The organism is Salinivibrio sp. SS3, from assembly GCF_001722105.1.
GTDB lineage: Bacteria > Pseudomonadota > Gammaproteobacteria > Enterobacterales > Vibrionaceae > Salinivibrio > Salinivibrio kushneri.
The window spans coordinates 52,316-77,314 of record NZ_MEBQ01000006.1 but is presented as its reverse complement, the minus strand read 5'-3'; the positions used below and the strand labels follow the sequence as shown (position 1 = coordinate 77,314).

24 protein-coding genes are annotated in these 24,999 nt (G+C 50.0%); 16 read left to right on the top strand and 8 right to left on the bottom strand.

Annotated features, from left to right (window positions below; all coding sequences use genetic code 11):
• Positions 1 to 69 precede the first annotated feature (69 nt).
• Positions 70 to 963, top strand: a complete 894-nt coding sequence (locus tag BGL48_RS03275; RefSeq protein WP_069361314.1) for a LysR family transcriptional regulator — start codon at positions 70 to 72, stop codon at positions 961 to 963.
• 81 nt (positions 964 to 1,044) lie between these two features.
• Here the strand turns inward: BGL48_RS03275 and BGL48_RS03270 are convergent, their stop codons facing one another.
• The gene (locus BGL48_RS03270; protein ID WP_069361313.1) at positions 1,045 to 4,137 is read right to left on the bottom strand and encodes an efflux RND transporter permease subunit; all 3,093 of its coding nucleotides are present in this window, start codon (positions 4,135 to 4,137) and stop codon (positions 1,045 to 1,047) included.
• A 10-nt stretch (positions 4,138 to 4,147) separates the two neighbouring features.
• The gene (locus BGL48_RS03265; RefSeq protein ID WP_255377305.1) at positions 4,148 to 5,182 is read right to left on the bottom strand and encodes an efflux RND transporter periplasmic adaptor subunit; all 1,035 of its coding nucleotides are present in this window, start codon (positions 5,180 to 5,182) and stop codon (positions 4,148 to 4,150) included.
• A gap of 292 nt (positions 5,183 to 5,474) precedes the next feature.
• Between BGL48_RS03265 and BGL48_RS03260 the strand changes: the two genes are divergently transcribed.
• The 5 genes from BGL48_RS03260 to BGL48_RS03240 all read left to right on the top strand — a co-directional run bounded on the left by BGL48_RS03260 (position 5,475) and on the right by BGL48_RS03240 (position 9,701).
• On the top strand, positions 5,475 to 6,059 hold the full coding sequence (locus tag BGL48_RS03260) for a nucleoside deaminase (protein ID WP_069361311.1): 585 nt from the start codon (positions 5,475 to 5,477) through the stop codon (positions 6,057 to 6,059).
• A gap of 12 nt (positions 6,060 to 6,071) precedes the next feature.
• On the top strand, positions 6,072 to 6,512 hold the full coding sequence (locus BGL48_RS03255) for a GNAT family N-acetyltransferase (RefSeq protein WP_069361310.1): 441 nt from the start codon (positions 6,072 to 6,074) through the stop codon (positions 6,510 to 6,512).
• A gap of 83 nt (positions 6,513 to 6,595) precedes the next feature.
• Complete coding sequence (locus BGL48_RS03250) at positions 6,596 to 7,375, top strand: substrate-binding periplasmic protein (protein ID WP_083238412.1); 780 nt, start codon at positions 6,596 to 6,598, stop codon at positions 7,373 to 7,375.
• A gap of 7 nt (positions 7,376 to 7,382) precedes the next feature.
• The gene (locus BGL48_RS03245; RefSeq protein ID WP_083238410.1) at positions 7,383 to 7,895 is read left to right on the top strand and encodes a prolyl-tRNA synthetase associated domain-containing protein; all 513 of its coding nucleotides are present in this window, start codon (positions 7,383 to 7,385) and stop codon (positions 7,893 to 7,895) included.
• A 171-nt stretch (positions 7,896 to 8,066) separates the two neighbouring features.
• Complete coding sequence (locus BGL48_RS03240) at positions 8,067 to 9,701, top strand: acyl-CoA synthetase (protein WP_069361309.1); 1,635 nt, start codon at positions 8,067 to 8,069, stop codon at positions 9,699 to 9,701.
• 42 nt (positions 9,702 to 9,743) lie between these two features.
• Here BGL48_RS03240 and BGL48_RS03235 read toward each other — a convergent pair whose 3' ends face one another.
• Complete coding sequence (locus BGL48_RS03235; RefSeq protein ID WP_069361308.1) at positions 9,744 to 10,217, bottom strand: peroxiredoxin; 474 nt, start codon at positions 10,215 to 10,217, stop codon at positions 9,744 to 9,746.
• Between the two features lie 293 nt (positions 10,218 to 10,510).
• Here BGL48_RS03235 and BGL48_RS03230 point away from each other — a divergent pair, with 293 nt between their 5' ends.
• The 4 genes from BGL48_RS03230 (at position 10,511) to BGL48_RS03215 (ending at position 15,084) form a co-directional block, all read left to right on the top strand.
• Positions 10,511 to 11,752: an outer membrane protein transport protein gene (locus tag BGL48_RS03230; protein WP_069361307.1), complete on the top strand. Its 1,242-nt coding sequence runs from the start codon at positions 10,511 to 10,513 to the stop codon at positions 11,750 to 11,752.
• A 15-nt stretch (positions 11,753 to 11,767) separates the two neighbouring features.
• Positions 11,768 to 14,221, top strand: coding sequence for a VolA/Pla-1 family phospholipase (locus BGL48_RS03225; RefSeq protein WP_069361306.1), 2,454 nt, complete (start codon positions 11,768 to 11,770; stop codon positions 14,219 to 14,221).
• Between the two features lie 177 nt (positions 14,222 to 14,398).
• A complete protein-coding gene (locus BGL48_RS03220; protein ID WP_083238408.1) occupies positions 14,399 to 14,761 on the top strand; it encodes a DOPA 4,5-dioxygenase family protein in 363 nt (120 codons plus the stop codon).
• Complete coding sequence (locus BGL48_RS03215; protein WP_069361305.1) at positions 14,758 to 15,084, top strand: DUF4144 family protein; 327 nt, start codon at positions 14,758 to 14,760, stop codon at positions 15,082 to 15,084. Before BGL48_RS03220 ends, BGL48_RS03215 begins: the two co-directional genes overlap by 4 nt.
• Here the strand turns inward: BGL48_RS03215 and BGL48_RS03210 are convergent.
• Positions 15,081 to 15,860: a TerC family protein gene (locus BGL48_RS03210; RefSeq protein ID WP_069361304.1), complete on the bottom strand. Its 780-nt coding sequence runs from the start codon at positions 15,858 to 15,860 to the stop codon at positions 15,081 to 15,083. The two genes, BGL48_RS03215 and BGL48_RS03210, sit on opposite strands and share 4 nt — an antisense overlap.
• Before the next feature lie 226 nt (positions 15,861 to 16,086).
• Here BGL48_RS03210 and BGL48_RS03205 point away from each other — a divergent pair, with 226 nt between their 5' ends.
• The 5 genes from BGL48_RS03205 (at position 16,087) to BGL48_RS03185 (ending at position 19,737) form a co-directional block, all read left to right on the top strand.
• The gene (locus BGL48_RS03205) at positions 16,087 to 16,635 is read left to right on the top strand and encodes a lipocalin family protein (RefSeq protein WP_069361303.1); all 549 of its coding nucleotides are present in this window, start codon (positions 16,087 to 16,089) and stop codon (positions 16,633 to 16,635) included.
• A 12-nt stretch (positions 16,636 to 16,647) separates the two neighbouring features.
• Positions 16,648 to 16,941 (top strand): hypothetical protein, encoded by a 294-nt coding sequence (locus tag BGL48_RS03200; RefSeq protein WP_069361302.1) that lies wholly within the window; start codon positions 16,648 to 16,650, stop codon positions 16,939 to 16,941.
• Positions 16,942 to 17,039: 98 nt separating this feature from the next.
• Positions 17,040 to 17,468, top strand: coding sequence for a VOC family protein (locus BGL48_RS03195; protein WP_069361301.1), 429 nt, complete (start codon positions 17,040 to 17,042; stop codon positions 17,466 to 17,468).
• A 5-nt stretch (positions 17,469 to 17,473) separates the two neighbouring features.
• Complete coding sequence (locus tag BGL48_RS03190) at positions 17,474 to 18,052, top strand: O-methyltransferase (protein WP_176719632.1); 579 nt, start codon at positions 17,474 to 17,476, stop codon at positions 18,050 to 18,052.
• Between the two features lie 23 nt (positions 18,053 to 18,075).
• Entirely contained in the window at positions 18,076 to 19,737 is a 1,662-nt protein-coding gene (locus tag BGL48_RS03185) for an acyl-CoA dehydrogenase family protein (RefSeq protein ID WP_069361299.1), read from the top strand.
• Positions 19,738 to 19,797: 60 nt separating this feature from the next.
• Here BGL48_RS03185 and punC read toward each other — a convergent pair whose 3' ends face one another.
• Complete coding sequence (gene punC, locus BGL48_RS03180; RefSeq protein WP_069361298.1) at positions 19,798 to 21,003, bottom strand: purine nucleoside transporter PunC; 1,206 nt, start codon at positions 21,001 to 21,003, stop codon at positions 19,798 to 19,800.
• Positions 21,004 to 21,109: 106 nt separating this feature from the next.
• Between punC and punR the strand changes: the two genes are divergently transcribed.
• Positions 21,110 to 22,009, top strand: a complete 900-nt coding sequence (punR, locus tag BGL48_RS03175) for a DNA-binding transcriptional activator PunR (protein ID WP_069361297.1) — start codon at positions 21,110 to 21,112, stop codon at positions 22,007 to 22,009.
• Between the two features lie 25 nt (positions 22,010 to 22,034).
• Here the strand turns inward: punR and BGL48_RS03170 are convergent, their stop codons facing one another.
• From BGL48_RS03170 to BGL48_RS03160, 3 genes are read right to left on the bottom strand one after another with little or no spacing between them, the layout of a single operon-like run.
• The gene (locus BGL48_RS03170; RefSeq protein WP_069361296.1) at positions 22,035 to 22,655 is read right to left on the bottom strand and encodes a CDP-alcohol phosphatidyltransferase family protein; all 621 of its coding nucleotides are present in this window, start codon (positions 22,653 to 22,655) and stop codon (positions 22,035 to 22,037) included.
• Positions 22,648 to 23,319 (bottom strand): ATP-binding cassette domain-containing protein, encoded by a 672-nt coding sequence (locus BGL48_RS03165; RefSeq protein ID WP_069361295.1) that lies wholly within the window; start codon positions 23,317 to 23,319, stop codon positions 22,648 to 22,650. The genes BGL48_RS03170 and BGL48_RS03165 overlap by 8 nt, the downstream gene beginning before the upstream one ends.
• Positions 23,279 to 24,988 carry an ABC transporter permease gene (locus BGL48_RS03160; RefSeq protein WP_069361294.1) on the bottom strand — a complete coding sequence of 570 codons (1,710 nt, stop codon included), beginning with the start codon at positions 24,986 to 24,988 and terminating at the stop codon, positions 23,279 to 23,281. The genes BGL48_RS03165 and BGL48_RS03160 overlap by 41 nt, the downstream gene beginning before the upstream one ends.
• Between the last annotated feature and the right edge of the window lie 11 nt (positions 24,989 to 24,999).

Genomic DNA, 24,999 nt, shown 5'->3' with positions numbered 1-24,999 from the left:
TGATGGGCGCTAGTGTATAAGTTTCAAAATATGAATAAACCGACAATATCAGAACGGTAGATTCCAAATATGAAACCTAACTATTCGTTAGACGATTTGCGCTGTTTTTGTACCGTGGCGCAGCTAGGGAGCTTTAAAGCCGCGGCGCAGCAGCTTGCCATGCCGCAATCCACCCTCAGCCGTCGTATTCGCCAGCTTGAGCAGGATCTTGCTCTGCGTTTACTCAATCGCGATGCACATCGTATTTCTCTGACCCAAATTGGTCATCGCTACTTTGATCGTGCCGCAGGACTGTTCGATGAGTTGCAGGCACTCAATGATGATTTAGTGGGCGAGAAATATCACCCCCAAGGCAAAATTCGTATTAGCGCACCGATCAATGCCGGGAAGCAGTTTTTACGCCGCGTCTTTTTCGACTTTATGCGTGAGTATCCGGAGATTCAACTGGATCTTAACTTTTCCAATAGCTTGATAGATATTGAAGCGGAAGGCATGGATGTGGTGTTTCGAGTCGGGAATCCAGTGGTAGAAAATTGGATTGCGCGGCCGCTCACCGATATTCATTTCATTTTGTGTGCCAGTCCTGACAGTGACTATCACAATGTGCGCTCACCCAATGATCTGAGTGGTCAGCCGGTGGTGATTTGTCATCCGATGACGGTTTGGGAACTTACACATCATCAAACGGGGGAGGCGTTTGATTATCAAGCCACCACCGGCATACGTGCAGAAGTGGATGAAATTCAAATGCTCACCCATGCGGTGCAGGCTGGATTTGGTATCGGCTATATTCCTGATTATTCCGCGTTACCTTTGATAGAGCAGGGCGAATTACAGCGCGTGTTGCCGCAATGGTGCAGTCGGGCGCGTACGCTATTTTTGCTCTATAGAGACCGCGAACAAGTGCCTTTGCGCGTCCGATTGCTGGTGGAATTTGTCCTCGCGCGTTTTATGTCCTCTTAGCGCGTAACGGGACCGAAAAGGGCGATTGCCCGATGCAAAAGGGGCCACGTTTCAGTGGCCCCAATGGGTACGATTTTCCGGCTAATCACTATGATGCGTGTGCGCTGGCGATAACTCGGTGGATGCTGGTGTGATGGTTTTGGCTAAGAACAGATACATGGCAGGCACCACGAACAGGGTAAACAAGGTGCCCAATGTCATCCCACTGGCAATCACCAGCCCCATAGCAAAACGAGCGCCTGCACCGGCTCCAGAGGCAATCAAGAGCGGGATCATGGCGAGCACCGTCGCCGCCGTTGTCATCAAGATAGGGCGTAAACGGATGGCGGTCGCTTCTTCAATCGCCTCACGTTTGCTCCGTCCTTCTTGTTGGAGCTGATTGGCGAACTCGACGATCAGTATCCCGTGTTTGGCAATCAGGCCAACGAGGGTAAGCAAGCCGACTTGGGTGTAAATGTTCAAGGTGGTAAACCCGAGGCTGATAAATATCAGCGCGCCACAGACACTCATTGGCACGGTGACCAAAATAATGATCGCGTTTTTAAACGACTCAAACTGCGCCGCCAAGATCAAGAAAATCACAATCAAAGCAAAGAAGAAGGTCACGACCAGTTGCTGGCCTTCGCTCATAAACTGGCGTGACTGTCCGGCATAATCGACACTAAAGCCTGCTGGCAATTCTGTCGCTGCAATCTCTTCGAGTACACCCAGCGCTTCTCCCAAAGGCACACCAGGGCGCGGTACACCGGAAATTTTCACCGCATTCAGCTGCTGAAAACCGCGTAATGCTTGAGGCTGCACGCTTTCTTCTAAGGTCACTAGCGTTGATAGCTGAACCAATTCACCGTCTTGGTTGCGGGTATAAAACTGGCGCAACTGTTCTGGCGTGAGACGTTCATTACGTGCAACTTGGGGGATCACTCGGTAAGAGCGGTTTTCCAGTGAAAAGCGTCCCGCATCCGCCCCAGATAACAGTGAGCCCATATCTGCCGCAAGCTGTTGCATGCTCACGCCCATCAAAGCCGCCTTTTCACGGTCGATGTTGACCGTTTGTTTGGGGCGGTCAATGCTCAGATCGGTATCGACAAAGATAAACCGCCCCGTTTGCATTGCTTTGCCCACGATATTGTTCGCCACTTCATTAATGGCTTCAAAGGGTTGTGTTGAACCGATAATAAATTCAACCGGCGTGCCGCCGCCCGGAGACGGCAGTGAAGGGGGCACCAAGGCAAAGCTGCTTAAGCTCGGTTGGCTGTCCATAAAGGGTTGGATTTCGGTTTCCAAGATCGCTTGGGTACTGCGCTCTCGCTCATCCCATGGCGCAAGTACAATACCCGCGATTGCGTTATTGGTGCCGCCAGAGCCATTGATAATAAAGACGTTGTCGATTTCTGGTACATCGTCAATCAGTCGGTTTAATTCGTCAGTACTGGCAGACAACGCATCCAGCGTGGTTTGGCTGTCGGCTTCGAGTATGGAGAACACAAACCCTTGGTCCTCGGCGGGCTCAAGCTCAGAAGGACTGGTGATAAACAGGAAATAGCAAGACACTAAAACAATCGCGCCAAACGTGAGGATCACCGCATTGGTATTCAACAAGCTATGGAGTGTGCGTTGGTAGCGATGATGCAGTCGGTCAAACTGCTTATCCAGCCAATGCTCAAGGGAGCGCTCTTGGGTCGCTTTGTCCGCCTGATAGGGCTTGAGCACATAGGCACACATCATGGGCGAGAGCGTAAGCGCCACCACACCGGATAAGATCACCGACGCGGCGAGGGTAAAGGCAAATTCAACAAACAGTACCCCGGTTAACCCACCAACAAAGCCGATGGGCAGGAATACCGCGACCAAGGTGGTCGACATGGTGATAATCGGCCACGCCAGTTCTCGCGCGCCCTCAAGCGCGGCTTGTGTTCGGCTTTTGCCTTCTTCGATATGGCGGTGCACGTTTTCAAGCATGATAATCGCATCATCGACCACCACACCGATTGCAAGCACCATGGCAAGCAGTGTCAGTAGGTTGATGGAAAACCCTAGCAGCCACATTAAAAAGAAGGTGCCGATGAGCGATACGGGGATCGCGATCGCAGGAATAATCACCGAGCGCAACGACCCCAAAAAGCCATAAATCACAAACACCACGATGGCTAAGGCGAGAATAATCGATATCACCACTTCATCAATGGCGTTATCAATATACTCGGTTGAGTCATAGGCGATATACGCCGACAGCCCTTGAGGTAACTGGGTGATGATATCGGCATCCCATACCTGATTCACCGCTTCAATCACATCCAGCGCGTTGGCATCGGGTGAGACTTCGATACCGATAAAGGTGGCGTCGAGCCCGTTAAAGTTCACCGACGTTTGGTAACTTTCGGCGCCGAGCTCAACGGTCGCAATGTCACTCAAACGCACAACAGATTGGCCATCACTGCTGATCACCAGATCTTCAAATTGTTGAACGTCATGAATGTCGGTGGCGGCGTTTAAATCAATCGCTACGTCTTGCCCTTTGGTTCGCCCCAACGTAGCCAGCACATTATTGCTGCGCAGGGCGGCAATCACATCCGTACCGGTGAGATCGTACGCGGCCATTTCGACCGAGTCGAGCCAGATTCGCATGGCAAAACTACTGGCACCCAACACATCAGCACGCTGCACACCGGGAATCGTCGACAGCTGTGGCTCGACCACCCGGACCAAGTAATCGGTAATTTGATTGTCAGTGAGGACGTCAGAGTAGAAGGCGAGGTACATTGCCGCGACTGTTTCCCCTACCTGCAGGGTGACGACGGGCTCACGGGCATCATCAGGGAGCTCTGAGCGCACCTTATTCACCTGTGCGGCAATCTGCGTGAGTGCTTCATTCGGATCGTAATCAAGGCGTAAATAGGCTTCGATGGTGCTCACACCGGCGGTTGATGTGGAGACTAAGTAATCAATCCCTTCAGAGGCAGCAATTTCACGCTCCAGCGGCGTGGTGATAAAGCCTTGAATCAGGTCGGCATCTGCACCGATATAAGTGGTAGAGACACTGACCACTGCATTTTTGATCTCGGGGAATTGGCGCACATTCATGTCGGTGATAGCGCGTAACCCGAGCAAGATAATGAATAGGCTCACCACGGAGGCCAAGACGGGTTTCTTGATAAAGACGTCGGTAAATCGCATCGAATCGCTCCTATTGATTCACAACGTTGGGATCAAGATCTTCGCTCGGCTGAACACGCTCATTGTCACTTATCTTGATGTTGCTGCCGTTACGGAGCTTGAGGAGGCCGGAGGTAACGATACGGTCACCGGGTTGAAGGCCGTCTTTAATCACAATCATGTCACCGCGGCGCGCGCCCGTTTGCACAAAGCGCTGTTGGACCGTCAATACATCGTCTTGCTCTTGGATCACGAAGACTGCGTTGCCATACGGATTAAATTGAATCGCGCTTTGTGGTGCCAGCAAGACATTTTGCGTTTCTTCACCTTGATCAAGGCTCACGCGTGCGAACATACCTGACCGTAAAACAGCATCTGGATTATCAAAGGTGGCTTGAATGTCGACACTGCGACTCGAGGGCGTGACAACCGGCGAAATCGCAGTCACTGTGCCGGTAAAGACCTCGTCGGGCCGTGCGCTAATCGTGGCAGAAACGGTTTGGCCATTTTTCAGCGTGCTGAGTTGCTGTTCCGGTAAGGTGAAGTTGAGGTGGATGGGGTTGACTGACGTGAGTGTTGCAACGGCTGTCCCCGGCGCGATGAGTTGGCCAAGACTGACGTCACGGATCCCAATGATGCCGTCGAAAGGCGCGGTTAATGCCTTTTGCTCGATGCGCGCTTTTTGGCTGTCGACAGCGGCCATCGCTTGTTTGGCTTCGCTTTCTTTGCGCTTTAGCTCGGATTCAGAAATGTTTTTGTCTTTAAACAGCCGTTGATAGCGTCTTAACTCAAGTTGGGCTAGCTCTGCCACGGACTCGAGCCGACGTAATTCTGCTTCATCAACGCTGGCATCTAGCGTGAGGAGCATTTGTCCCTTTTTCACCGACGTCGCGTTATCGAACAAGATATTGTTGACGATGCCGCTTGCCTCGGTAGTGAGCTGGGTTTCATTAATGGCCGCAAAACTACCAATGGTGGTTTGTTGTTCTCGCCAAGGATGGGTTGAGACTGTAGTGGCCGTCACGGTGACCGTAGGGGCAGGCATGTTGTCAAAGAATTGGTTCATAAAATGATTGCCTACTGCTTTGTAGGCAAAAATTCCCCCAAAAACGAGCCCACATGCGACTAACATAATAATCAAACGTTTTATCATAAAAATCCCTGAACAGAGTTGCTATCACCACCCTTGGCTAACAAGTACAGACGAAGGCGCAAAAGGTCGATTAAACCAATAACAAATATCGAACTGACCAATACAAACCTTATCACTGTTTGGTTCATTAATTGCGAGTAAATTGATGATCTTGTGGTATGACGCAGCTTAACGTTATCTGTCAGATAGAATAAGGAGAAAGCGAATGCTATTAAATGCAAACAGTACGGTGGACGAAGCCGCGCTGCGTGCCATGGCGCATATGCCAACGCGCAGTTTGCCGGTGCTGGTGGATAACAGCTTCAGCCAAAAACTGACCGATGCCGATTTGATGCGCATTGCGGTGTTGTTAGCCCAAAAAAGCGCGGATGAAGGAGGGTGCCCCATCGGCGCGGTGATTATTGACAATGAGACACGCCAAATTGTGGGCAAAGGACATAACACCTTGGTGCAAGACAATCACCCCTACAACCATGGTGAAACGGCCGCGATACGTGATGCTGGGCGAATTGATTTTAGCCAAACAACCTTGTTTACCAGTTTAAGCCCATGCGATGTGTGCGCGACATTGATTACCATGCGCGGTTTCTCTCGAGTGGTGGTAGGGGATGTCACCAGTGCGAGCGGTAACGAGACGATGCTGCAAGAAAAAGGGGTGACAGTTGATGTGCTGGAAGATCCCCAGGGCATTGCGTTGTATCAGCAATTTCGATCCGAGTACCCCGAACAAGAGCTAGAAGATTGGCAAGGTGTAAGTGCCGTCAAGGCACGTTTAGCAAAGCGTGAATGAGAGGAAAACGACATGGATGTTGCGATTTGTCCGACAACGGATGCGAAGTACAGTCAAAAGCTGACCCAAGAAAATATGGCCCCTTATTATGAAGCGAGGAAAATCGCTTGGAACTCTCAGCGGTTTATAGAGAGTTGGCGAGTTTTCGATAATTATGAAATTCGCCATGAGCGAAAGCGTTGTGGCGTGATTCGCTTGAAGTCAGACGGTGAAACGCTTTTTATCCGCGATTTACAGATTGAGCCGAGTAAACAGCGGCAAGGGATCGGCCGCGAGGCCATCACTTGGGCGGTCGCTTATGCTCAAACGTCTGGCTATGCGCAGTTAGCGTTGCGTGTCTTTGCAGAAAACCCAGCCGTTTCATTGTACCAAGCGCTGGGTTTTGTGGAGACAGGGCGCAGCCGAGATGCGGTTCTCACGCTTTCGTTGTCTTTAAGCGCAACGTCCGAATGAACAACAAGGCGCTTGAGTATGTCGATAGAGAGGGCATGCTAGTCTTATAGACAGCTTAGCGAGTCAACAAAGTGAGTGGCTGGATGACCCATTGGATACAAGCTTGTATTGCGATTTGGCTAACCCTATTTTCATTTCGAGTATGGGCAGGGCCATCCATCTCAGATCCGCTCAATGTTTGTGTAGGGGACGGGAGCCCTTGGCCTCCTTACACTTATTGGCAGGGAGAAACGCGGCAGAAAAAAGCGGATACCTTGACTGGGTACGCCACAGATTTGGTGCTCACCGCATTAGATCGTAATGACATTGCCTATCAGCTGGTCTTTATGCCTTGGGCGCGCGTGCAACATGAACTGGCGCGTGAGTCCGGCCGTTGTGATCTTACTTGGGATGCGAGTTACAAACCCAAGCGAGCACAATATAGTCGCTTCACGCAGCCACTCTATTCGATATCCTTGGGTTACTTATACGTGGGAGCCCCTGACACACAAGCACAGCCGAATTTATCGGCGACACAATCGGTTTGTGGTGTGAATGGCTACAATTATGCCGCGTTTGGCGATAACCCCCGACCGAGGTTTGAAGCCAATACCTTGCAGCAAGCGTTGCGGATGTTAGAAGCGGGTCGGTGTCGCTTTCTTGCCAGTGAAATCGAGCCCGCTTTAGGTGGAATACGGCTCGGGCTCTATCAGTTTTCAAGCGATATCGCTTACATCACACTGCCCAACCCGAAAGCATTTCATGCTCAAGTGAGCCGCTATGCGCCACAAGCGAATGATTTGGTCACGTTAATAAACAATTATCTAATGTCCGCTAAGCAACGTGGTGAGATAGAAAAACTTCGTCAACGTTATTTTAAATAGGATCGTTATGACGGGTAATCTACCGCTTTCTAGTCAACAGACTGCACTGTTTCAAAGCCTCAATGCGCGCGGTATTTCGGTCGCCATATACCGACATCAACCTGTCTATACGTGTGAAGAAGCGGATGCGCTCGGTTTGCATACGAATGCGAATCCGACCAAGAATTTATTGTTGAAAGACAGAAAAGGAAAGCAGTTTTTCTTGGTCGTGTTACCGGGCAAAGCTACCGTCAATTTAGCGGGATTGAGTGAAGCCTTGGGGACGTCTCGCTTATCGTTTGCCTCGTCGCAGCAACTTGAAACTTATTTGAAGGCACAATCAGGCGCCGTGTCGGTATTTGATGTGATGAACGATCCTGAGCATCGCGTCAGTTTGGTGATCGCGAATGCAATATGGCAGGTTCAAGAGGTGGAATGCCAGCCTTTTTGTCATGATCAAACGTGGGTCATTGCCACTCAAGATCTCGCCCGTTGGTTGCAAGGCATAGGCCGAAGGTATCAAACGGTGGATCATCAATGAGCCGATATTTCTAACTCAACGTAATACCAATACTATTACCAGTCGCACTAGCTCAGCACCGCTGGGCCTTTTTGCATCATCGCCGCCATATCGACTTAAGTTGAATAGCGCAAGCTTGATGACATGCTAGGTTGATCTAGTTATCTAGACAAAGTCAGCAAGGAGCGCGTTATGTCAGTCAGCAACATCTATGAGCTTGGTTTGGACAAAAGTCCAGCCAACTATCAAACACTGAGTCCACTTTCTTTCCTCGAGCGAGCCGCTAGCGTTTATCCAGATTATCCGGCTAGCGTTCATGGTCATCTATGTTGGAGTTGGCAGCAAGTGGATCAGCGATGCCGTCAGTTTGCCTCGGCATTACGTCAAGCCGGCATCGGACTGGGTGATACGGTATCGGTGATGGCCCCCAATCTGCCCGAAGTCTTTGAGTTGCATTTTAGCGTGCCGATGACAGGCGCCGTGCTCAATACCATTAATACCCGGCTAGAAGCGGAAACCGTCGCTTTTATTCTCGAACATGCAGAAAGCAAAGTCTTTATCGTCGACAAGGAAATGACGGAAGTGGCTAAGCGGGCGTTAAAAATGATCAAACACCGCCCACTGGTGATTGCGATTGATGATCCGCTCTATCCACATGGCGAATGTATCAGTGAGATTACGTACGAAACCTTTTTAGCCCAAGGCGATAGTGATTATCAGTACACATTGCCAGACGATGAATGGCAGGCCATTTCACTCAACTACACCTCAGGCACCACGGGCAACCCCAAAGGGGTAGTGTATCACCATCGCGGTGCCCATCTGAATGCGGTGAGTAATGTGTTGTCTTGGAATATGGATGCGCATCCTGTTTATCTTTGGACGCTACCCATGTTCCACTGTAATGGTTGGTGCTTCCCATGGACGGTGGCCGCGACGGCGGGGGTGAGTGTCAGTCTACGGCATGTCAGGGCAGAGCCTATCTTTGATGCAATAAAAACCCACAAAGTGACCCATTTTTGTGGTGCGCCGATTGTGCTGAACATGATGAATAATGCAGATCCGGCGCTAAAAGCTGAGATTCACCATACGGTTAAAGCGATGACCGCAGGGGCGGCACCACCGGCTTCTGTGATTGAAGGGATGGAAGCGATGGGGATTGAAGTGACCCACGTTTATGGCCTCACTGAAACTTACGGCCCTTGTGTGGTGTGTGACTGGCAACACCACTGGGATCAACTCTCGCAACGAGAAAAAGCACGCATGAAAGCACGCCAAGGTGTACGGGCGCCGATGCAAGGGGAGCTAATGGTTGCTGATCCAGTGACGTTTAAACCAGTGGCAAAAGATGGTGGCACGCTGGGTGAGATTTTTGTTCGCGGTAATATCGTGATGAAAGGCTACCTAAAGAACCCGAGTGCGACGGAAGATGCCATGAGTAACGGCTGGTTTCGTACTGGTGACCTAGCGGTATGGCATGCCGATAACTACATCGAAATCAAGGACAGACTCAAAGACATTATCATCAGTGGCGGGGAGAATATTTCCAGTATCGAAGTGGAAGACGTCCTGTACCGTCACCCTGATATTGAAGAAGTGGCGGTGATTGCGATGCCCGATGAAAAATGGGGTGAGGTCCCCTGTGCGTTTGTCAAAACGACCGAAACATCCGCCGTGACCGAAGCAGACATTATTGCTTTTTGCCGAGAGCAAATGGCGCACTTCAAGGCGCCGAAAAAAGTGATCTTTACCGCGCTCCCGAAAACCTCGACAGGCAAAGTGCAAAAGTATGTACTTCGTCGTAAAGTCACTGAAAAGTCAGTGTAAATCACGAAGCGGTGGCCAAAAAGTGCCACCGCTAGCTTACCGCTACAGCAGGGCGAGAATCGCCTCGGCACTGGAGACTTCAAAGCTTTTTGGCGCTTCAACGTTCAAATGCGTGACGATGCCATTGTCAATTACCATCGCATAACGCTGCGAGCGAATACCACCAAACTTCCCTGAATCCATCTCTAGTCCGAGCGCTTGGGTAAAGCTGCCATCGCCGTCGGCCAGCATATGGATCTGATTGGCGTTTTGTGCTTCGCCCCACGCCTGCATCACAAAGGCATCGTTGACGGAGACGCAAGCAATCATATCGATGCCTTTTGCTTTAATCTCATCCGCTTTCACCACAAAGCCCGGTAAGTGCGACTCTGAACAGGTTGGGGTAAAGGCACCTGGCACTGCGAACAGCACTACCTTCTTGTTGGCGAAAAGGGCAGGGATGTCGTGGGTTTGCATGCCCTCAGCGGTGAGTTCACTGAGCGTCGCGCTCGGTAGAGATTGTCCTTGCTGAATCATGATGACTCCTTGGTTATTGTATTATCGAACGTTGTGCTTCTGCCTCTGAGTCTACGCCTATTCACGCCTTAAAAATACCGAAGCTTGATGGGGTTTTAGGCGATATGTGCGTCGATAATGCCCAATTTAAGCATGCTGGTCTTACCAACGAATAACAACTTTTACTTTGTGACCTGCGCCCTATAATCCTCAGCCTTGTCATTGTTCGAGATAATTCAATCATTTGACAATCTATTTACATGAAAATAACATCCAACATTCATACTAAACAAGAGACCTCGGAGGTCCGACTAGTGAACAAGAAGCAGCTCTCAACAATTGCAGTTGGCATCATCGCCGCGACTCAAGCCCAAGGGGCAGGGTTCCAGGTGGCTGAACATTCAGCAACTGGCCTAGGACGTGCTTATTCTGGCGAAGCCGCCATTGCTGATAACGCGTCTACTTTAGCCCGAAACCCGGCCAATATGATGTTATTAGAAAAGCGCCAAGTGTCGGGTGCGATTCATATCGTCGATCCGCACATTCGTATCAAAGATAAAACCAACAATGAGGAAGCCAAAGACGTTGCACCAGTTAAAGCGGTGCCTGCTTTTTATTTCGTGTCGCCGCAAACTGATAAATGGTCATGGGGTATAGGCCTATATACCACCTATGGTGTCGCAACGGATTATCCAGATGATCTCCAAATAGGCGATATTGCAGGTCATACTGATCTTCTTACCACCAATTTGAATCCAGCTTTGGCCTATCAAGTGAACGATAAATGGAGTGTCGGAGTTGGGTTAAGTTTGGTATACGCCAAAGCGGAACTCACCCGGTATAAAGGCGCATTAGCCGCTGGGTTGGGTGGAGATAAGCGAGATAACTTACTGTCGTTAAAAGGCGATGCAGTTGGCTATGGCTTTAATGTGGGCACTACCTATCACTTTAATGATGATCATCGCATTGGATTTGGCTATCGCTCTGAGGTGGCACTCGAATTTGAAGACGGCGATCTCAATAGCTATGACACAGGGATTTCTACACCACCGAAAGTCGATGGTGATTTAGAGCTCGACTTACCGGAAATTTATGAAGTATCAGGGTTTCATCAGTTAACTGATGACTTTGCTATGCATTACAGCTGGAAACGCACGGGCTGGCGTTCATTTAAAGAGCTAAAAGCAACGTCTAGTCAGTGTAACAACGGTACACCGAATCAGTGCTTTTATAAAGATGAGCAATATAAAGATAACGTACGCCTTTCACTCGGTGGTACCTATCAGTTTAATGATGCGTGGACAGGTCGCGCAGGGATCGCCTTTGATGAAAAAGCGGGCAAAGCGACCTTGAGTATTCCCGACTCGGACCGTTATTGGTATTCAACCGGCTTTACCTACCAATACAATGCCGATTTAACCATTGATGCGGCGATTACCTGGATTAGAAGCCGTGATGGGAACTTTAAAGAGACCAATGGCTTGGGTCAGGATATTGAAATTTCATCGAAAGGCGATGCGTATTTAAGCGCAGTGCAACTTAATTATACCTTTTAAAATGGGAGCCCATTCATGTTAAAGCATTCTTTTTCGTTATCGATAGTGGCTGCTGCGCTTTTATTGGCAGGTTGTGGGGATGATAAAACCAGCTCGACCAATCCTGACTTTAATGATGAGATCCAAGCCCTACTTGATCGTGACACCAAAATCGACTTTACCTTACAGGGGAAAAATCAATCTGTCCCGGTTCCCACCTTTTTATTGATGAACCCTAGCGACGGCACCTTAAATTTACCTACTGGCAGTGACAGCACATTAAGTAATCCGCGTGCGGCGATGAATACCATGGATGGTTGGTCGACCACCATGCCGCTGGTGTTTGACTTTAAAGGCGCAGGGTTGGCCGATGGCCCTGTCTCTGGCGGTGTTTATCTGGTGAAGCTAACTGAATCGCTGACTGGGGAAAATCCGCTGCCAGAAAAGGTGCTAACGCTCGGTAGCGATTTCAATGCTATCACCAGTGCGGCGACAGACACACTGACGATATTACCCTCTAGCGACTTAGCGCCGAGCAGTGAATACATTGTGGTGATTACCGATGAAATGACGGATATCAATGGCGATCCCGTTGGCACGTCAACGAGCTATGCATCGTTAAAGTCGACCAATAAAGATTTTACCGGGACAGCGTTAGAAAAACCGGCAACGGTTATTAAAGGTGTTGAAAAGCTGGCGAAGAACGATCAGTTTAATCCACCTATCGTCGATTCTGATTCGGCGATTGTCTACTCCACCTGGTTCTCCACCCAGTCGGTGGGTGACAGCTTAAACTACACCAAGCTAGCGACGGCGGCTGGGTTTGATGCTGGAAACCTAGCGGCAGTATGGAAAGCGGGCGCCAACCCCAATAATGCTGATTTATCGGATGCCTACACCATCGATATCACCGGCACTCAGGACTATCAAACGGCGTTGAATGGGGATGCCCAGTTTACCCAGTACTTTGATCCAAATGATGAAAACATCAAAACCAAAGTCATCGGCGCATTCAATTCAAACGGTGTTAACTTAGCCGATGTTCAGGTGTCAACAGGCACCATTAAGCTACCTTACTATTTGGAAACGGATAGCAACTGGAATAGCCAACCGTTTGAGTCTGCCACCCCTAGCTTGGCGAAGGTGTTGAATGCCCTGCAAGACCCTGAGCAAAAAGCGACCATTGCCGCGCAGCTTGCTGAGGCGGGTGTTAATATAGAAACGTTAACCAACGGTGAACAATCAGACATCGTCAACGAGCTTTTCAAGCTGGCCGGCGAGACGCTGACCAAAGCTGATGGCAGTCAATTAGACCCTGAGCGCATTATTACTCGTTATAGTCCTGTACCGCAGATTAAATCAGTGCAAGAGGTGCCCTTCTTGCTGTTTACCCCAGCAACGGTTGATAGTAATACCAAACTAACGGTTTATCAGCACGGGATTACCTCGGCAAAAGAGAATGCGTATTTCTTTGCGCCTAACTTTACCAGCGCCAATCAAGCCGTTATGGCAATTGACTTACCGCTTCATGGTGAGCGTAGCTTAGATACGAAGCGTTCTGCCAACGTGGATGTGACAGCGTACCTGAACCTCAGTAACCTAGCCGTGGCGCGTGACAATGTGCGCCAAAGCGAGTTGGATGTGATGGGCTTGCGCGCAGCTTTGACCCGCACCAAGTCGGCGGGTGGATTCGAGGGGACGCCATTAGAGACGATAACGTCTTTCGTGAGCTCGGCGCCACGTTTATTAGGCCATTCGCTGGGCGGTATTGTTGGTACCACTGCGTTTGCGGCGTCTAACCGTGCAAACAGCAACGAAGTCGATGCACTTTATAAATTCTCTGCATTGAGCGTGGCGAACTCTGGGGGGCAAATTGCTAACTTGCTGCTCGGGTCGGACTCGTTTGGCCCTTTGATTAAGCACAGTGTTGCTTTTAAAGGCAGTACCGCTTATCAGACCTTTGCCGGTAACAATTGTACGCTCGATAATAGCGCAGAAAATAATGTTATCTGCTACAAAACTTTTGAGGCAAACGGCTCAGCGAGTGCACAAGCGGAAGTGAATGGTGTGGTACAGCAATTTAATTATGCCGCACAGACGCTACTCGATACCGTCGATCCCTATACGAATGCAACCTATATTGATGGAAGCACCACGCCGATTTATATGCAACAAGTCGATGGGGATGACACGGTACCGAACGACGTCGCCTATACGGTTCCGGGCATTGTTGATAATTTCGCTGGCTCTGAGCCATTGGCCGCGAAGCTTGGCCTACCAACCATCAATGCCAGCTCGCCCGCTGCACAAGGTCAGCAGAACTTTGTTGACTTTGCCGGTGATAACGCTAGCCATAGCACCTTTATCTTCCCACAAACGACGGAGCTTGCAGAGCAAGCTGTGCACGCTGAAATGATCCGTCAAGCGGTTGATTTTGGTGGAGACGCCAGCTTGGATCGTGTCAAAAACGATAACAATGTGTTGAATTAACCGGCGCGTTATCGTAAAGGTTGTTACCAAACTAAAGCGGCTTCGGCCGCTTTTTTATTACCTGATGCTGTGTTAGCTAACGCTATGATTGAATAGCCACACCTTTGGTCACTATTTCTTTGCCTTGGTTTCACGTAAACTATTCTCAATTCCATCTTGTTGAATCGAATGATGCTTATGTCTTTTTTACACGCTTTTCCCAATGTTCATCAGGCTTACCACGCCCATGTCTACTATGAGGCCGACACCGAAGCGCAGGCGGATATTATCTATCAAGCAGCCGCTGCATCGTCACTGCCCATCGATCTTGGCCGCTTTCATCGCAAATGTGTTGGCCCACATCCGAAGTGGAGCTTTCAGATCGCCTTTGACAACGCTGCGTTCGATGAGGTGATGGCATGGCTTGAGGCGCATCGGGGCGATTTAACCGTGTTTTTGCATGGCGTGACGGGCGATGATTACATTGATCATACCGATCATGTGGGTTGGTTAGGGAAGTCAGTGGCACTCAAACTTGATATATTTAAGCCCAAGTCATGACCACCTATATCAACTATCCTGCGCTACTGATTTGGCAAGGGGATGATGAACTCTCGTTTGCCTCCGATCCTGCGTCGCTTAAGGCGCTGCGCGAAAACGTGATCACAGAAGATGATCGGCTGGTGGATAGCCAAGGCGTTTGCTGGTTGAGTCAAGACGGTGGTCAGCACTGGCAGCCGAGTGGGCAAATCATGCCGCTTGTTCAGCTCGTGTCACATATCCAAGCGCATTATGCGCAGCAAGGGCAGTGTTGTGTGGGAAAAATCCAGTTTAAAGATAGGGCCGCCGCCATCAACAGTGTGGCGACGGCCCCTGAGAATTAACGGCTGTCAGCAATCCGACGTGACACTTTTAACGAAAAGTGCGGACGAATACGCTTGATGTTCAAGCGCTGCTTGTTACGCAATCGAATGTGGCAGAGCTCAAGGATCAAACCAAATGCCATCGCAACATACACGTAGCCTTTGTTGATATGAATGCCGGCACCTTCGGCCATCAGTAGCAAGCCTAGTAGCACCAAGAACAGTAAAGCTAAGGTTTTAAATCCAGGGTAACGGCTGACCAGATTGTTCACGGGTTCGGCCGCGATCATCATAATGATGGCGGCGGTAACAATGGCGGCGACCATCACGGGCACATCTTGGATGAGACCCACCGCGGTGATTACCGAGTCCATCGAAAACACCGCATCTACCGCAACGATTTGCAGCAAAATAATTGCCATCCCGGTTAGGACTTGTGTCGAGTGGCTTACGGGCTCGCTATAACCTAACCACGCCCACAGCTCTTTGGCACTTTTTAGCAGCAAAAAGCCACCACCAAACAGCATGATAAGATCTTTACCGGTAACCGGTTCCGTCCCAATCGTAAACAGGGGCACAGTCAACGACATGACCCAAGCGATGGAAAGCAATAAGCCAATCCGGCTAATCACGGCCAGACCAATACCCAAGGTGCGCGCAAAGCGGCGTTTCTCTTTAGGGAGACGTTCACACAGTACGGAGATAAAGACTAAGTTATCAACACCCAATACCACTTCAAGGGTTAGAAGGGTAAAGAAGACCACCCAGGTTTCGGGTTCCAAAAAGAGTGTTAACATACGATGGCCTCCTGGTTAAAGGAAGCGGGGAAGGGCATAACACGACATCGGTCGCTGTCCATGGATTGTGATTACCTCTGTAACTAAAGAGCGCTTATATAAGCACCAGTTTGGCGCCTTGGCAAGCAGAAAAACAGCGAGTTGACCAAAAATTGACAAAGCATGTAAACGATCAAACCTGTTGCTGAGTATGACTTATCATGTTGGGTTTAAAGAGGGAACAAGGATGCAAAGAGGCTGGGTGATTGGGTTATTATCCTTAATGTTAACTGGGTGTTTAGGCATGCCAGAACAGGTTACACCCGTAACAAACTTTGAGATTAACCGCTATTTAGGTACTTGGTATGAAGTAGCGCGACTGGATCACTCGTTTGAACGAGGATTGTCGGATGTGACCGCAACCTATTCGTTGCGTGAAGACGGTGGCGTTAAAGTGATAAACCGAGGCTATAGCCGTGAAGAAGAAAAATGGCAAGAAGCAGAGGGTAAGGCGTACTTCGTTGAAACTGATAAAACGGGGTACCTGAAGGTTTCATTCTTTGGGCCTTTCTATGGGTCGTATGTGGTGTTTGAGTTGGATGATAACTACCAATATGCCTTTATCTCGGGGCCTGACCACGATTACCTGTGGTTGTTATCGCGCACACCGAGCGTGTCGGAGTCAGTAAAAAATAAATTTATTGCAGAAGCGAAACAGCGAGGTTTTGCCACTGAAGCGCTGATTTTTGTCGATCACACCCGCACGGACCCCAAAAACAAAAAAATCGAGCAGTAGAAGAGACGCATCATGCGAAAGACAGATAAGAAATATGACAAGGCGATTCGAGAAGCGCTGACAGATGTCTGTGAATTGACAATGGAAAAAGTGGAGGGATTTGAATGGCTGACGCATGAGGTGAATTATCAGCGTTTTCCACAAAGCTTAATCGTGCGGCTGATGTTTAAAGACCGACAGACGCTAGCCAGCTTTGAACGAAGTGATGACTACCAAGTCGCTCTAAATGATATACAAAGTCGCCTTGCTGCTGTTGGTATCACACTGAAAAACATCAATCGACATGTTGAGTTAGCGACACTGTAAGGCTGTGATTACTCGCACACTTACCTTATGGCTGACACGCTACAGTGTGATATCAAAGCGACTCAATGCCCCTACCGATTAAGCGAAGGAGCAATGGTATGGAAGCAAGAATTAGTATCATCACATTGGGGGTTGCGGATCTTTCTCACTCTTATGAATTTTATCGCCAATTGGGCTTTCCAACGCACAGCCACCCTGAAGAAGGCATCGTGTTTTTTAGTACCGCAGGTACACGATTAGCGTTATATCCCGCAGACTCGTTAGCCGATGATATCAAACCCGGACTCACCGTTAACGAGACAGGGTTTGGTGGTATCACATTGGCGCATAACACGCGATCCAAAGAAGAGGTCGACGAGGTACTGGCGCTGGCAGAGCGGTGTGGCGGTCGTATTGTTAAACCTGCACAAGACGTATTTTGGGGAGGCTACAGCGGCTACTTTGCTGATCCGGATAACTATCTTTGGGAAGTCGCTTATGGCGATTGTTGGCAATTTGATGATGACGGCAGCCTTGTATTGGACTAATGGCTATGGACGACTTACTGGAAAAGCTGCAAATGCAGGGGACAGAGAATGATGCCCTGCAACAGGATAAAAGTAAAAAATGGCTGAATATTACGCCTGGAACCGGAGAATTCTTAGCGCTGTTAGTGGATGAAATTCAGCCTACCCGCATTTTAGAAATTGGCACATCCATGGGCTATTCAACGTTATGGCTTGCGCACGCGGGCGGCAATAGCGTGCAAGTGGTAACGATTGAGTGCGATGAAGCAAAACACCAACAAGCGCAGCAGCACTTTAGGCAAGCCGGCATGGATAACCGGATAGATGCGAAATTGGGCGACGCGAGTGACTGGATTACTCGCCTTGAGGGACAGTTCGAGCTCATTTTTCTTGATGCCGACCGAAGTCAGTACCTGTCCCTAGCGCCACGTTTATTCCAACTCCTCAAGCCTCAGGGCATGCTGGTGGTCGATAATGCGTTATCCCACGCTGATGATGTGGCTCCTTTTAAGCGATGGCTTGAGCAGCAGCATGAACTTGATGTGGGCGTACTTCCCATTGGTAAAGGTGAACTCGTCGTCTACTTACATGATGACTATCGATAAAGACATGGAGAGCGCAACAAGCTATGGAAAGCAAAAACCATCAATCGGATACACATGTTGTTTTTAATCAACCCAAACCGCTGGAAAATTATAATGCCTTCACTGCCGATCGTATTTTACAGTATTGGGTCGCGCAATTTGGCGGGCAATGGGGTGAAGATCGTTTAACCTCGTTTGGTGGCCGTATTGGCGGCGACTTATTAGAGGCGGGTATGAATGCAAATCAGTTTCTCCCCACTTTCCGACCTGTTGACCGCTTTGGCTATCGAATTGATCAGGTTGATTATCACCCTGCGTATCATCAACTCATGGCACATGCTATCGAGCACGGCCATTGCGCCATGCCTTGGCGTGAAAAAACCTCGGGACGTCATGTGGTCCGCGCTGCCATGGCATTTCTTCACACCCATGCCGATCCGGGCTCTGGCTGTCCGCTCACCATGACATTTGCCAGCGTACCCGCATTACAAGCTCAAGCAGATATCGCAGAAAAATGGCTGCCTAAAATCGTGAGTGGTCGCTACGATGGACGTAACATTCCTTGGTTTGAGAAAGAGGGTGTCACTCTCGGAATGGCGATGACTGAAAAGCAAGGAGGATCGGATGTGCGGGCTAATACAACCTATGCAACGCCTTGTGAAGCGCCCGGAGGAGGTAAACGTTATTCACTGGTGGGGCATAAATGGTTTTGTTCAGCACCCATGAGTGATGCCTTTCTTGTGCTCGCACAAACTGACCACGGTTTGTCCTGCTTCCTGGTTCCACGTTGGCGAGAAGACGGGAGTAAAAACCCGATTCACATTCAGCGTTTAAAAGACAAGCTAGGAAACCAATCTAATGCCAGCTCGGAAATTGAGTTTCGCGATGCGCAAGGATGGTTGTTAGGTGAGCCGGGAAAGGGGATTAAGACCATTATTCAAATGGTGGCATTAACGCGGTATGACTGCATGATAGGCTCTAGTGCTCTTATGGCACAAGCCACCAAAGAGGCCATTTGGCATACTGCAGGCCGTGAGGTATTTGGTAAACCTTTGCATCATCAGCCACTAATGCAAAATGTATTGGCTGATTTGGCCTTAGAATCAGAAGCCGCGCTCGCGATTTCGATGCGATTGGCTCGGGCGCTTGAGCAACTGGATAACCCACATGAAGCCGCCTTGGTTAGGATTGGCACGGCTATTGGTAAATATTGGATTTGCAAGCGCGCGGTACAGCACACCTACGAAGCGATGGAGTGCCTGGGTGGGGTGGGTTATGTAAACGAAAATGTCGCCAGTCGGCTTTATCGTGAGGCCCCTGTTAACGCCATTTGGGAAGGATCGGGCAATGTGCAATGTTTGGATTTGCTCAGAGTGCTGACTCGAGAGCCGGATACCGTATCGGTCTTCATTGCAGAATTACGCTATGCGACAGGGGCAAATGACGCTTTTGATCGTGCGGTGGATGGGCTTGAGGAGCAGCTAGGTAATGCTGAGATGTTATCTTATTGCGCGCGCCAAGTGATAGAGAAAATGGCAATACTATGGCAAGCTGCGACATTGTTGCGTTATGGAGAACCAGACATTGCCGAGGCCTTCGTGCAAGCGCGTGTCGAAACGTCAGAATATCATCAATATGGTACGCTCCCTTCGCATATTGATATGACTGCGATCATCTCACGCGCAATGCCGCAGTCCAGCGGATGAGCAAGGGGTAACATGAAGGCGTCTGGAAAGACGCCTTTTTAGTCTCTAAACCCCGTTTCCTTACGCGGCTGCTAGCGTTTGTGCTTGACGGTTTGCATGCCAGACCAAGCCAAAGCCAATTATCACCACCGCACAGGTGGACAGCATGACGGTGGTGACGGCGATCAAGCCCGAGGCCGCAAACGCAGACACCACGGCGCTCGCCAAGAAGCAGATCATCATTTGCAAGAAGTTCAGCAGCCCCGCAGCGGTCGCGCTACAGGATTTAAAATCTTCCAAGGCGCGATTGACGACCAGTGGGTAAATGGCGCCATTGGCCGCTGCCAAAAAGCAGAATGGCCCCAAAATTGCCCAGATATTAGTCACATCGGTGCGCCAGCTGATCAAAAAGATAACCACTACGCTGGCAACAAACAGCTTAAGCAGCCAAGGCAAGATACTATGATCTTTGAGTTTGTTGAGGGCATGGCGACACGTGTATCCGCCGACAACAAACGCGATCGTTTGTGGGATGTAGCTCAGGCCAATGTCTGCTTCGGTATAGCCCATCGCTGACATAATAAACGGCGATCCAGTGAGATAGGCAAAGAAAGCGGCCGAGCAACCGGCAAAGATAAGCATATTTCCGATGAACTTTTTTGATTTAAAAACTTGCTGGTAGTCACCCTTAAGTTTATCAATAATTTTAGTATCTTGTGCTGGTCTGGTTAAGCTTTCTTCCTCACGAAGGGTCAGTGCGACAAAAATAACACCTAGTGCGAATAAAACCACAAAAATACTGCGCCAATCAAAATGCTGGAGTAAATAGGCACCTAATAATGGTGCGAGAGCTGGAGACAAGGCAACTAAAGGCATGATAGTGGCGAACACTTTCTGCCCCAGTTTTCCCTCATAGCGATCAATGACCACGGCTTGCCAAATCACAATTGCGCTGCACGCACCCAACGCTTGAACAAGGCGCGCACCGAGTAACAGATAAATATTATCTGCAAACAGACATACCACGGTCGCAACGCTATAGAGACTTAAGCCAATCAACAGCGCAGGCTTACGGCCAATGCGGTCGGAGAGGGGGCCATATACTAGCTGACCACAGGCCATGCCAAGCAAAAAGATGCTTAAGGTTAAACCGATATTGGCCGACGAGGTCGCAAAATCGATTTGCATGGCTTCAAAGGCGGGAAGATACATGTCGGTGGCTAAGAAGCCGAGCATACTGAGCCCTGCTAGCCAAAACAGCGTGATAAATGGCACGTTTTTGTTCATTTTTTATCTCTTGATACAAAGATTAATGTAAAGAGCAGTTTATGCCTAACAATTGATACTGTGAAACGCTATGATTTGAATACTGCTTTCAAAATATTTGATGTGAATGTTTTCTTACCAAGATTTTCAAGTGATTGACGTGGTTGCACGGCGAGGAAGTTTCTCCGCGGCGGCTGACGAATTGCACAAGGTACCGAGTGCGGTGAGCTACACGGTACGACAGATTGAAGACAAGCTGGCCGTCACCCTGTTTGAGCGGCTTCATCGTCAGGTTCGGTTGACCGCCGCGGGCGAGTATTTTGTCTCCCAGTCACGTGAGATGATTAAGAATATGGAAGCCATTCGCCAGCAAACCCAACGTGTTGCTAATGGTTGGACGCAAAGTGTCGCATTGGCACTGGATAACGTCGTAAGAGAGGATAGCGTCAATACCTTGGTACGTGACTTTTATGATGCGTTTCCTGATGTCGAGCTGTTACTGACCATGGAAGTATTCAATGGTGTGTGGGATGCGCTGGCGGATGATAGAGCCGATATTGCCATTGGTGCCACGGCTGCTGTGCCAGTGAGCGGCGCGTTTCGCTACCGAGAAATGGGCACCCTGCGTTGGCGGTTTGTGGTGAGCCCATCGCATCCACTTGTACAGTGTGCCCAGCCACTGGCTAATGATCAGCTCGCGCCGTATCCGGCGATATGTTTGGAAGATACTTCGCGCCGTTTGCCGCGTCGTACTACCTGGCTATTGGATAATCAGCGCCGTCTTACCGTTCCTAATTGGCACAGTGCCATGCAATGCTTTAAGGCCGGGCTGGGCATTGGTGTGATGCCTTCACACATGGCAGAGGACGCGATTGCGCGAGGAGAGTTGGTGGAGCTTGCCCTGGAAGAGCCGTTGTTAAGCAGTCCGTGCTGCATTGCGTGGCGCTCGGATAAAGAATCGCCACCGATAAGCTGGCTGCTCGATTATTTGGGTGATAAAGAGCAATTACAGCAGCAGTGGCTATAACGTGAGCGCGCATGAGATAGCGTTTCTAGCGTCCTTCAATGTCGCGTAGCGTATGGTACCCAGCCCAGACGCGACTGGAAGCGGTGATCAAGCACGCGATGCCAAATACCCAAGCAATCCACGCCATGTAAGATGGGAAAAGACACATCAACACAAAGCTGGTAATGGTCTCGGTGCCTTCGGTGATCCCACCGATGTAATACATCGACTTGTTGGCGTACACCGGGTTATCAATCTGGTGTTTGCTCGCCATAATCGCAAACGCTAAAAAGCTTGCGCCTGTGCCCATAAAGCAAAACAGCAGAAAACTAGCGGCGATGGCGTTACTAGCGGGATCAGCCAGCGCAAAACCAAAGGGAATGGCTGCGTAGAAGATAAAATCGAGGGTGATATCTAAAAAGCCCCCGGCGTCCGTGAGTCCTTGCTCGCGGGCGAGCGCGCCATCAAGGCCATCGAACAGTCGGTTAATGATAATGAACACAAGCGCGAGCCAATACACTTGTAGCGCGAGAGCGGGTACCGCCAGTAAGCCAATCAAAAAGCCCGATAGCGTGACGGTATCAGGTTTGACCCCCCACTTTGTGAGCTGCACCGCTGCCTGCTTCAATGGCCAGCGGATCACGGCGATGGCATAGCGATCAAGCATTTTGCATCTCCTCTGGCAGTACTGAGTTAGCTGGGCGTTTAGGCCAATTTAAACAGCGGCTCTGGTGCGCAATATCCTCGGCATCATGCGTCACAATCAGCGCGGGGATGTTTCGCTGCGCGATTTGCTCAAACACAAAAGCACGAAAATCCCGTCGTAGCGGCTTATCCAGCTTACTAAAGGGCTCATCAAGCAAGATAGCATCGGGTGCGGCGAGTAATGCACGCAAAACACTGATCCGCGCGCGCTGCCCGCCGGAGAGCTGGCTGGGGGCATAATCGGCAAACTCCGCTAAATTGACAGACCCTAATGTTGCGATGGCCTGATCACGTTTTTGCGCTTTGCTCATCGATGAAGGCAGGGCAAAGGCCAAGTTTTGCCAGACGTTGAGATGCGGAAAGAGCAAATCATCTTGAAACAAAATCCCGATACGGCGCTGCTCCGGCGGCAAGTGATCAAAGGGTTCACCATTTAAGGTTAGTTGGCCGCTGTAATGCATGGGCGGTTGAATGTGTCCTGCCAATATACTCAGCAGGCTCGATTTTCCGCAGCCACTGGGACCCATTACGGTGAGTATTTCTCCCGGGGCGACCGAGAATGATAAATCACGCACCAAGCATTGCTCAGGCGCGTTTATGGTGAGTTGGTTGACACACAGTGTCATGGTGTTTCGCTCCTGAATAAGTCGGTGTTGATGTGGGTAAAAGACGGCGCTCCGCAATACGGCTAAGCACGGTGGCTAAGGCGAAAACAATAAGGGGAAGCATCGCTTGCATCAGTCCATAAAGGCCACTGATACGGCGATCGAGGCCGCTCGATAAGCTAACTGCCTCGGTAGTGAGCGTATTAATGCGTCCCGCGCCCAACAACTGTGTAGGCAGGTATTGCGCCAAACTGACACTCGCGCCGACCGCCCACGCCAAGATGATCGCAGGCAAAAGCAGCGGGAGTTTAACACGCCACCATGCGAGTGTTGCACTGATACCGAGGCTCCTGGCGGTTTGCATGAGCCGCATATCAAATTGCTGCCACGGCCCATCGAGCGCGAGATACACATAAGGAAACGCGAAAAAGATATGCGACCAGATAGTAGCTGGCACGTGCCATTGGCCGGGGAGGCTGTACACCGCCACCTGAATACCGAACAAGATAGAGAGTTGCGGAACCAATAATGGAATGGCGATGACGGCTCTTGGCACCGAGCGTCGCTGATTGGTCGAACGCTCCAAACACCCGATGGCAAATAACAAGGCGACACTGGCGCTGATCACCGCCAGAACAATGCTGTTTCCCACCAATGACCATACATAGCTCAGTTCTTGTTCCCAAAACTGTAAGCTATATCGACTGGGCAGCCAATCGGGAAATGACCAACGCAGCGCGAATGACCACACCAGCAACACAGGCATAATCGCAAGGGGAGTGATAAACACTGGCCACCAGAGTAACTTGCCAGGCAGCCATGCGTGGCGGCGGCCCGTGTATTGCCAGCGATTGAGACATTGGCAGCCAAGCCACTCCAAAAAGCGGAATAGCAATAACGCTAAGCCACATAGGGCAAATAACAGCAATGCCCCAGCTGAGGCTCTGGGCAATAACGCCAAATCAGGGTCATTGAACCATTGCCATACCAATACGGCATAAGTGGGCGGCGTATTGGGCCCGAGGATCATCGCCACATCAATCACCGACAGACTGTAGGCGATGACGGCAAAAATCGGGAAACGCATTTTGGCCAGCCAAAGCGGAAGAATGACTTTTAGCCAGGTTGCGGTGAGGTTATACCCGAGACTGGTTGATACCATGGTCAGTCGAGAGACATCAATTTGACGCAGCACCGACAGGCTCATCAACAATAAAAAGGGGGTTTCTTTTAGCGTCAGCGCCAAGGTGAGTCCAATAACATAAGGATCTTGTACTAACGCCCAAGTTACAGGTTTCTCACCGAGAAGGGGACTTAACAGGCGAAACAGCCAACCCGAGGGGGAAAGCAGTAAAACCAGGCCAATCGCAAAGGCGACGTGTGGCAATGCCAGTAGCGCAGGCAAGCGCGCACTGATCTTTTGCCAAATGGGCGTGTGCCAAGCGGCTTGTAAAATCATAAAGCTAAATGCCACCGCGAGCAAGCTACTGCCCAACCCCGAGATGAGCGTCAGCTGAATCGATTGCCAAAGTCCCGGCCATGCCATGACTTGGTGCCAGCCGCTAAAATTGGCCTCTGTCAGCCCTAGTGTGGGCAAGAACGCAAAGGCACTCGCGAGCAAGCCGCCGACCCCTGGCAACAAGGGTAGGCAGCATACCGTTAGGGTGATGGCAAACAGCAAACGTGCCATATCAGCCTCGT

Bases quoted from the DNA above. Each gene is read 5' to 3' on its own strand.
- BGL48_RS03275 (WP_069361314.1), top strand. From the start codon at position 70: ATGAAACCTAACTATTCGTTAGACGATTTGCGCTGTTTTTGTACCGTG.
- BGL48_RS03270 (WP_069361313.1), bottom strand. From the start codon at position 4,137: ATGCGATTTACCGACGTCTTTATCAAGAAACCCGTCTTGGCCTCCGTG.
- BGL48_RS03265 (WP_255377305.1), bottom strand. From the start codon at position 5,182: ATGAACCAATTCTTTGACAACATGCCTGCCCCTACGGTCACCGTGACG.
- BGL48_RS03260 (WP_069361311.1), top strand. From the start codon at position 5,475: ATGCTATTAAATGCAAACAGTACGGTGGACGAAGCCGCGCTGCGTGCC.
- BGL48_RS03255 (WP_069361310.1), top strand. From the start codon at position 6,072: ATGGATGTTGCGATTTGTCCGACAACGGATGCGAAGTACAGTCAAAAG.
- BGL48_RS03250 (WP_083238412.1), top strand. From the start codon at position 6,596: ATGACCCATTGGATACAAGCTTGTATTGCGATTTGGCTAACCCTATTT.
- BGL48_RS03245 (WP_083238410.1), top strand. From the start codon at position 7,383: ATGACGGGTAATCTACCGCTTTCTAGTCAACAGACTGCACTGTTTCAA.
- BGL48_RS03240 (WP_069361309.1), top strand. From the start codon at position 8,067: ATGTCAGTCAGCAACATCTATGAGCTTGGTTTGGACAAAAGTCCAGCC.
- BGL48_RS03235 (WP_069361308.1), bottom strand. From the start codon at position 10,217: ATGATTCAGCAAGGACAATCTCTACCGAGCGCGACGCTCAGTGAACTC.
- BGL48_RS03225 (WP_069361306.1), top strand. From the start codon at position 11,768: ATGTTAAAGCATTCTTTTTCGTTATCGATAGTGGCTGCTGCGCTTTTA.
- BGL48_RS03220 (WP_083238408.1), top strand. From the start codon at position 14,399: ATGTCTTTTTTACACGCTTTTCCCAATGTTCATCAGGCTTACCACGCC.
- BGL48_RS03215 (WP_069361305.1), top strand. From the start codon at position 14,758: ATGACCACCTATATCAACTATCCTGCGCTACTGATTTGGCAAGGGGAT.
- BGL48_RS03210 (WP_069361304.1), bottom strand. From the start codon at position 15,860: ATGTTAACACTCTTTTTGGAACCCGAAACCTGGGTGGTCTTCTTTACC.
- BGL48_RS03205 (WP_069361303.1), top strand. From the start codon at position 16,087: ATGCAAAGAGGCTGGGTGATTGGGTTATTATCCTTAATGTTAACTGGG.
- BGL48_RS03200 (WP_069361302.1), top strand. From the start codon at position 16,648: ATGCGAAAGACAGATAAGAAATATGACAAGGCGATTCGAGAAGCGCTG.
- BGL48_RS03195 (WP_069361301.1), top strand. From the start codon at position 17,040: ATGGAAGCAAGAATTAGTATCATCACATTGGGGGTTGCGGATCTTTCT.
- BGL48_RS03190 (WP_176719632.1), top strand. From the start codon at position 17,474: ATGGACGACTTACTGGAAAAGCTGCAAATGCAGGGGACAGAGAATGAT.
- BGL48_RS03185 (WP_069361299.1), top strand. From the start codon at position 18,076: ATGGAAAGCAAAAACCATCAATCGGATACACATGTTGTTTTTAATCAA.
- punC (WP_069361298.1), bottom strand. From the start codon at position 21,003: ATGAACAAAAACGTGCCATTTATCACGCTGTTTTGGCTAGCAGGGCTC.
- punR (WP_069361297.1), top strand. From the start codon at position 21,110: ATGTTTTCTTACCAAGATTTTCAAGTGATTGACGTGGTTGCACGGCGA.
- BGL48_RS03170 (WP_069361296.1), bottom strand. From the start codon at position 22,655: ATGCTTGATCGCTATGCCATCGCCGTGATCCGCTGGCCATTGAAGCAG.
- BGL48_RS03165 (WP_069361295.1), bottom strand. From the start codon at position 23,319: ATGACACTGTGTGTCAACCAACTCACCATAAACGCGCCTGAGCAATGC.
- BGL48_RS03160 (WP_069361294.1), bottom strand. From the start codon at position 24,988: ATGGCACGTTTGCTGTTTGCCATCACCCTAACGGTATGCTGCCTACCC.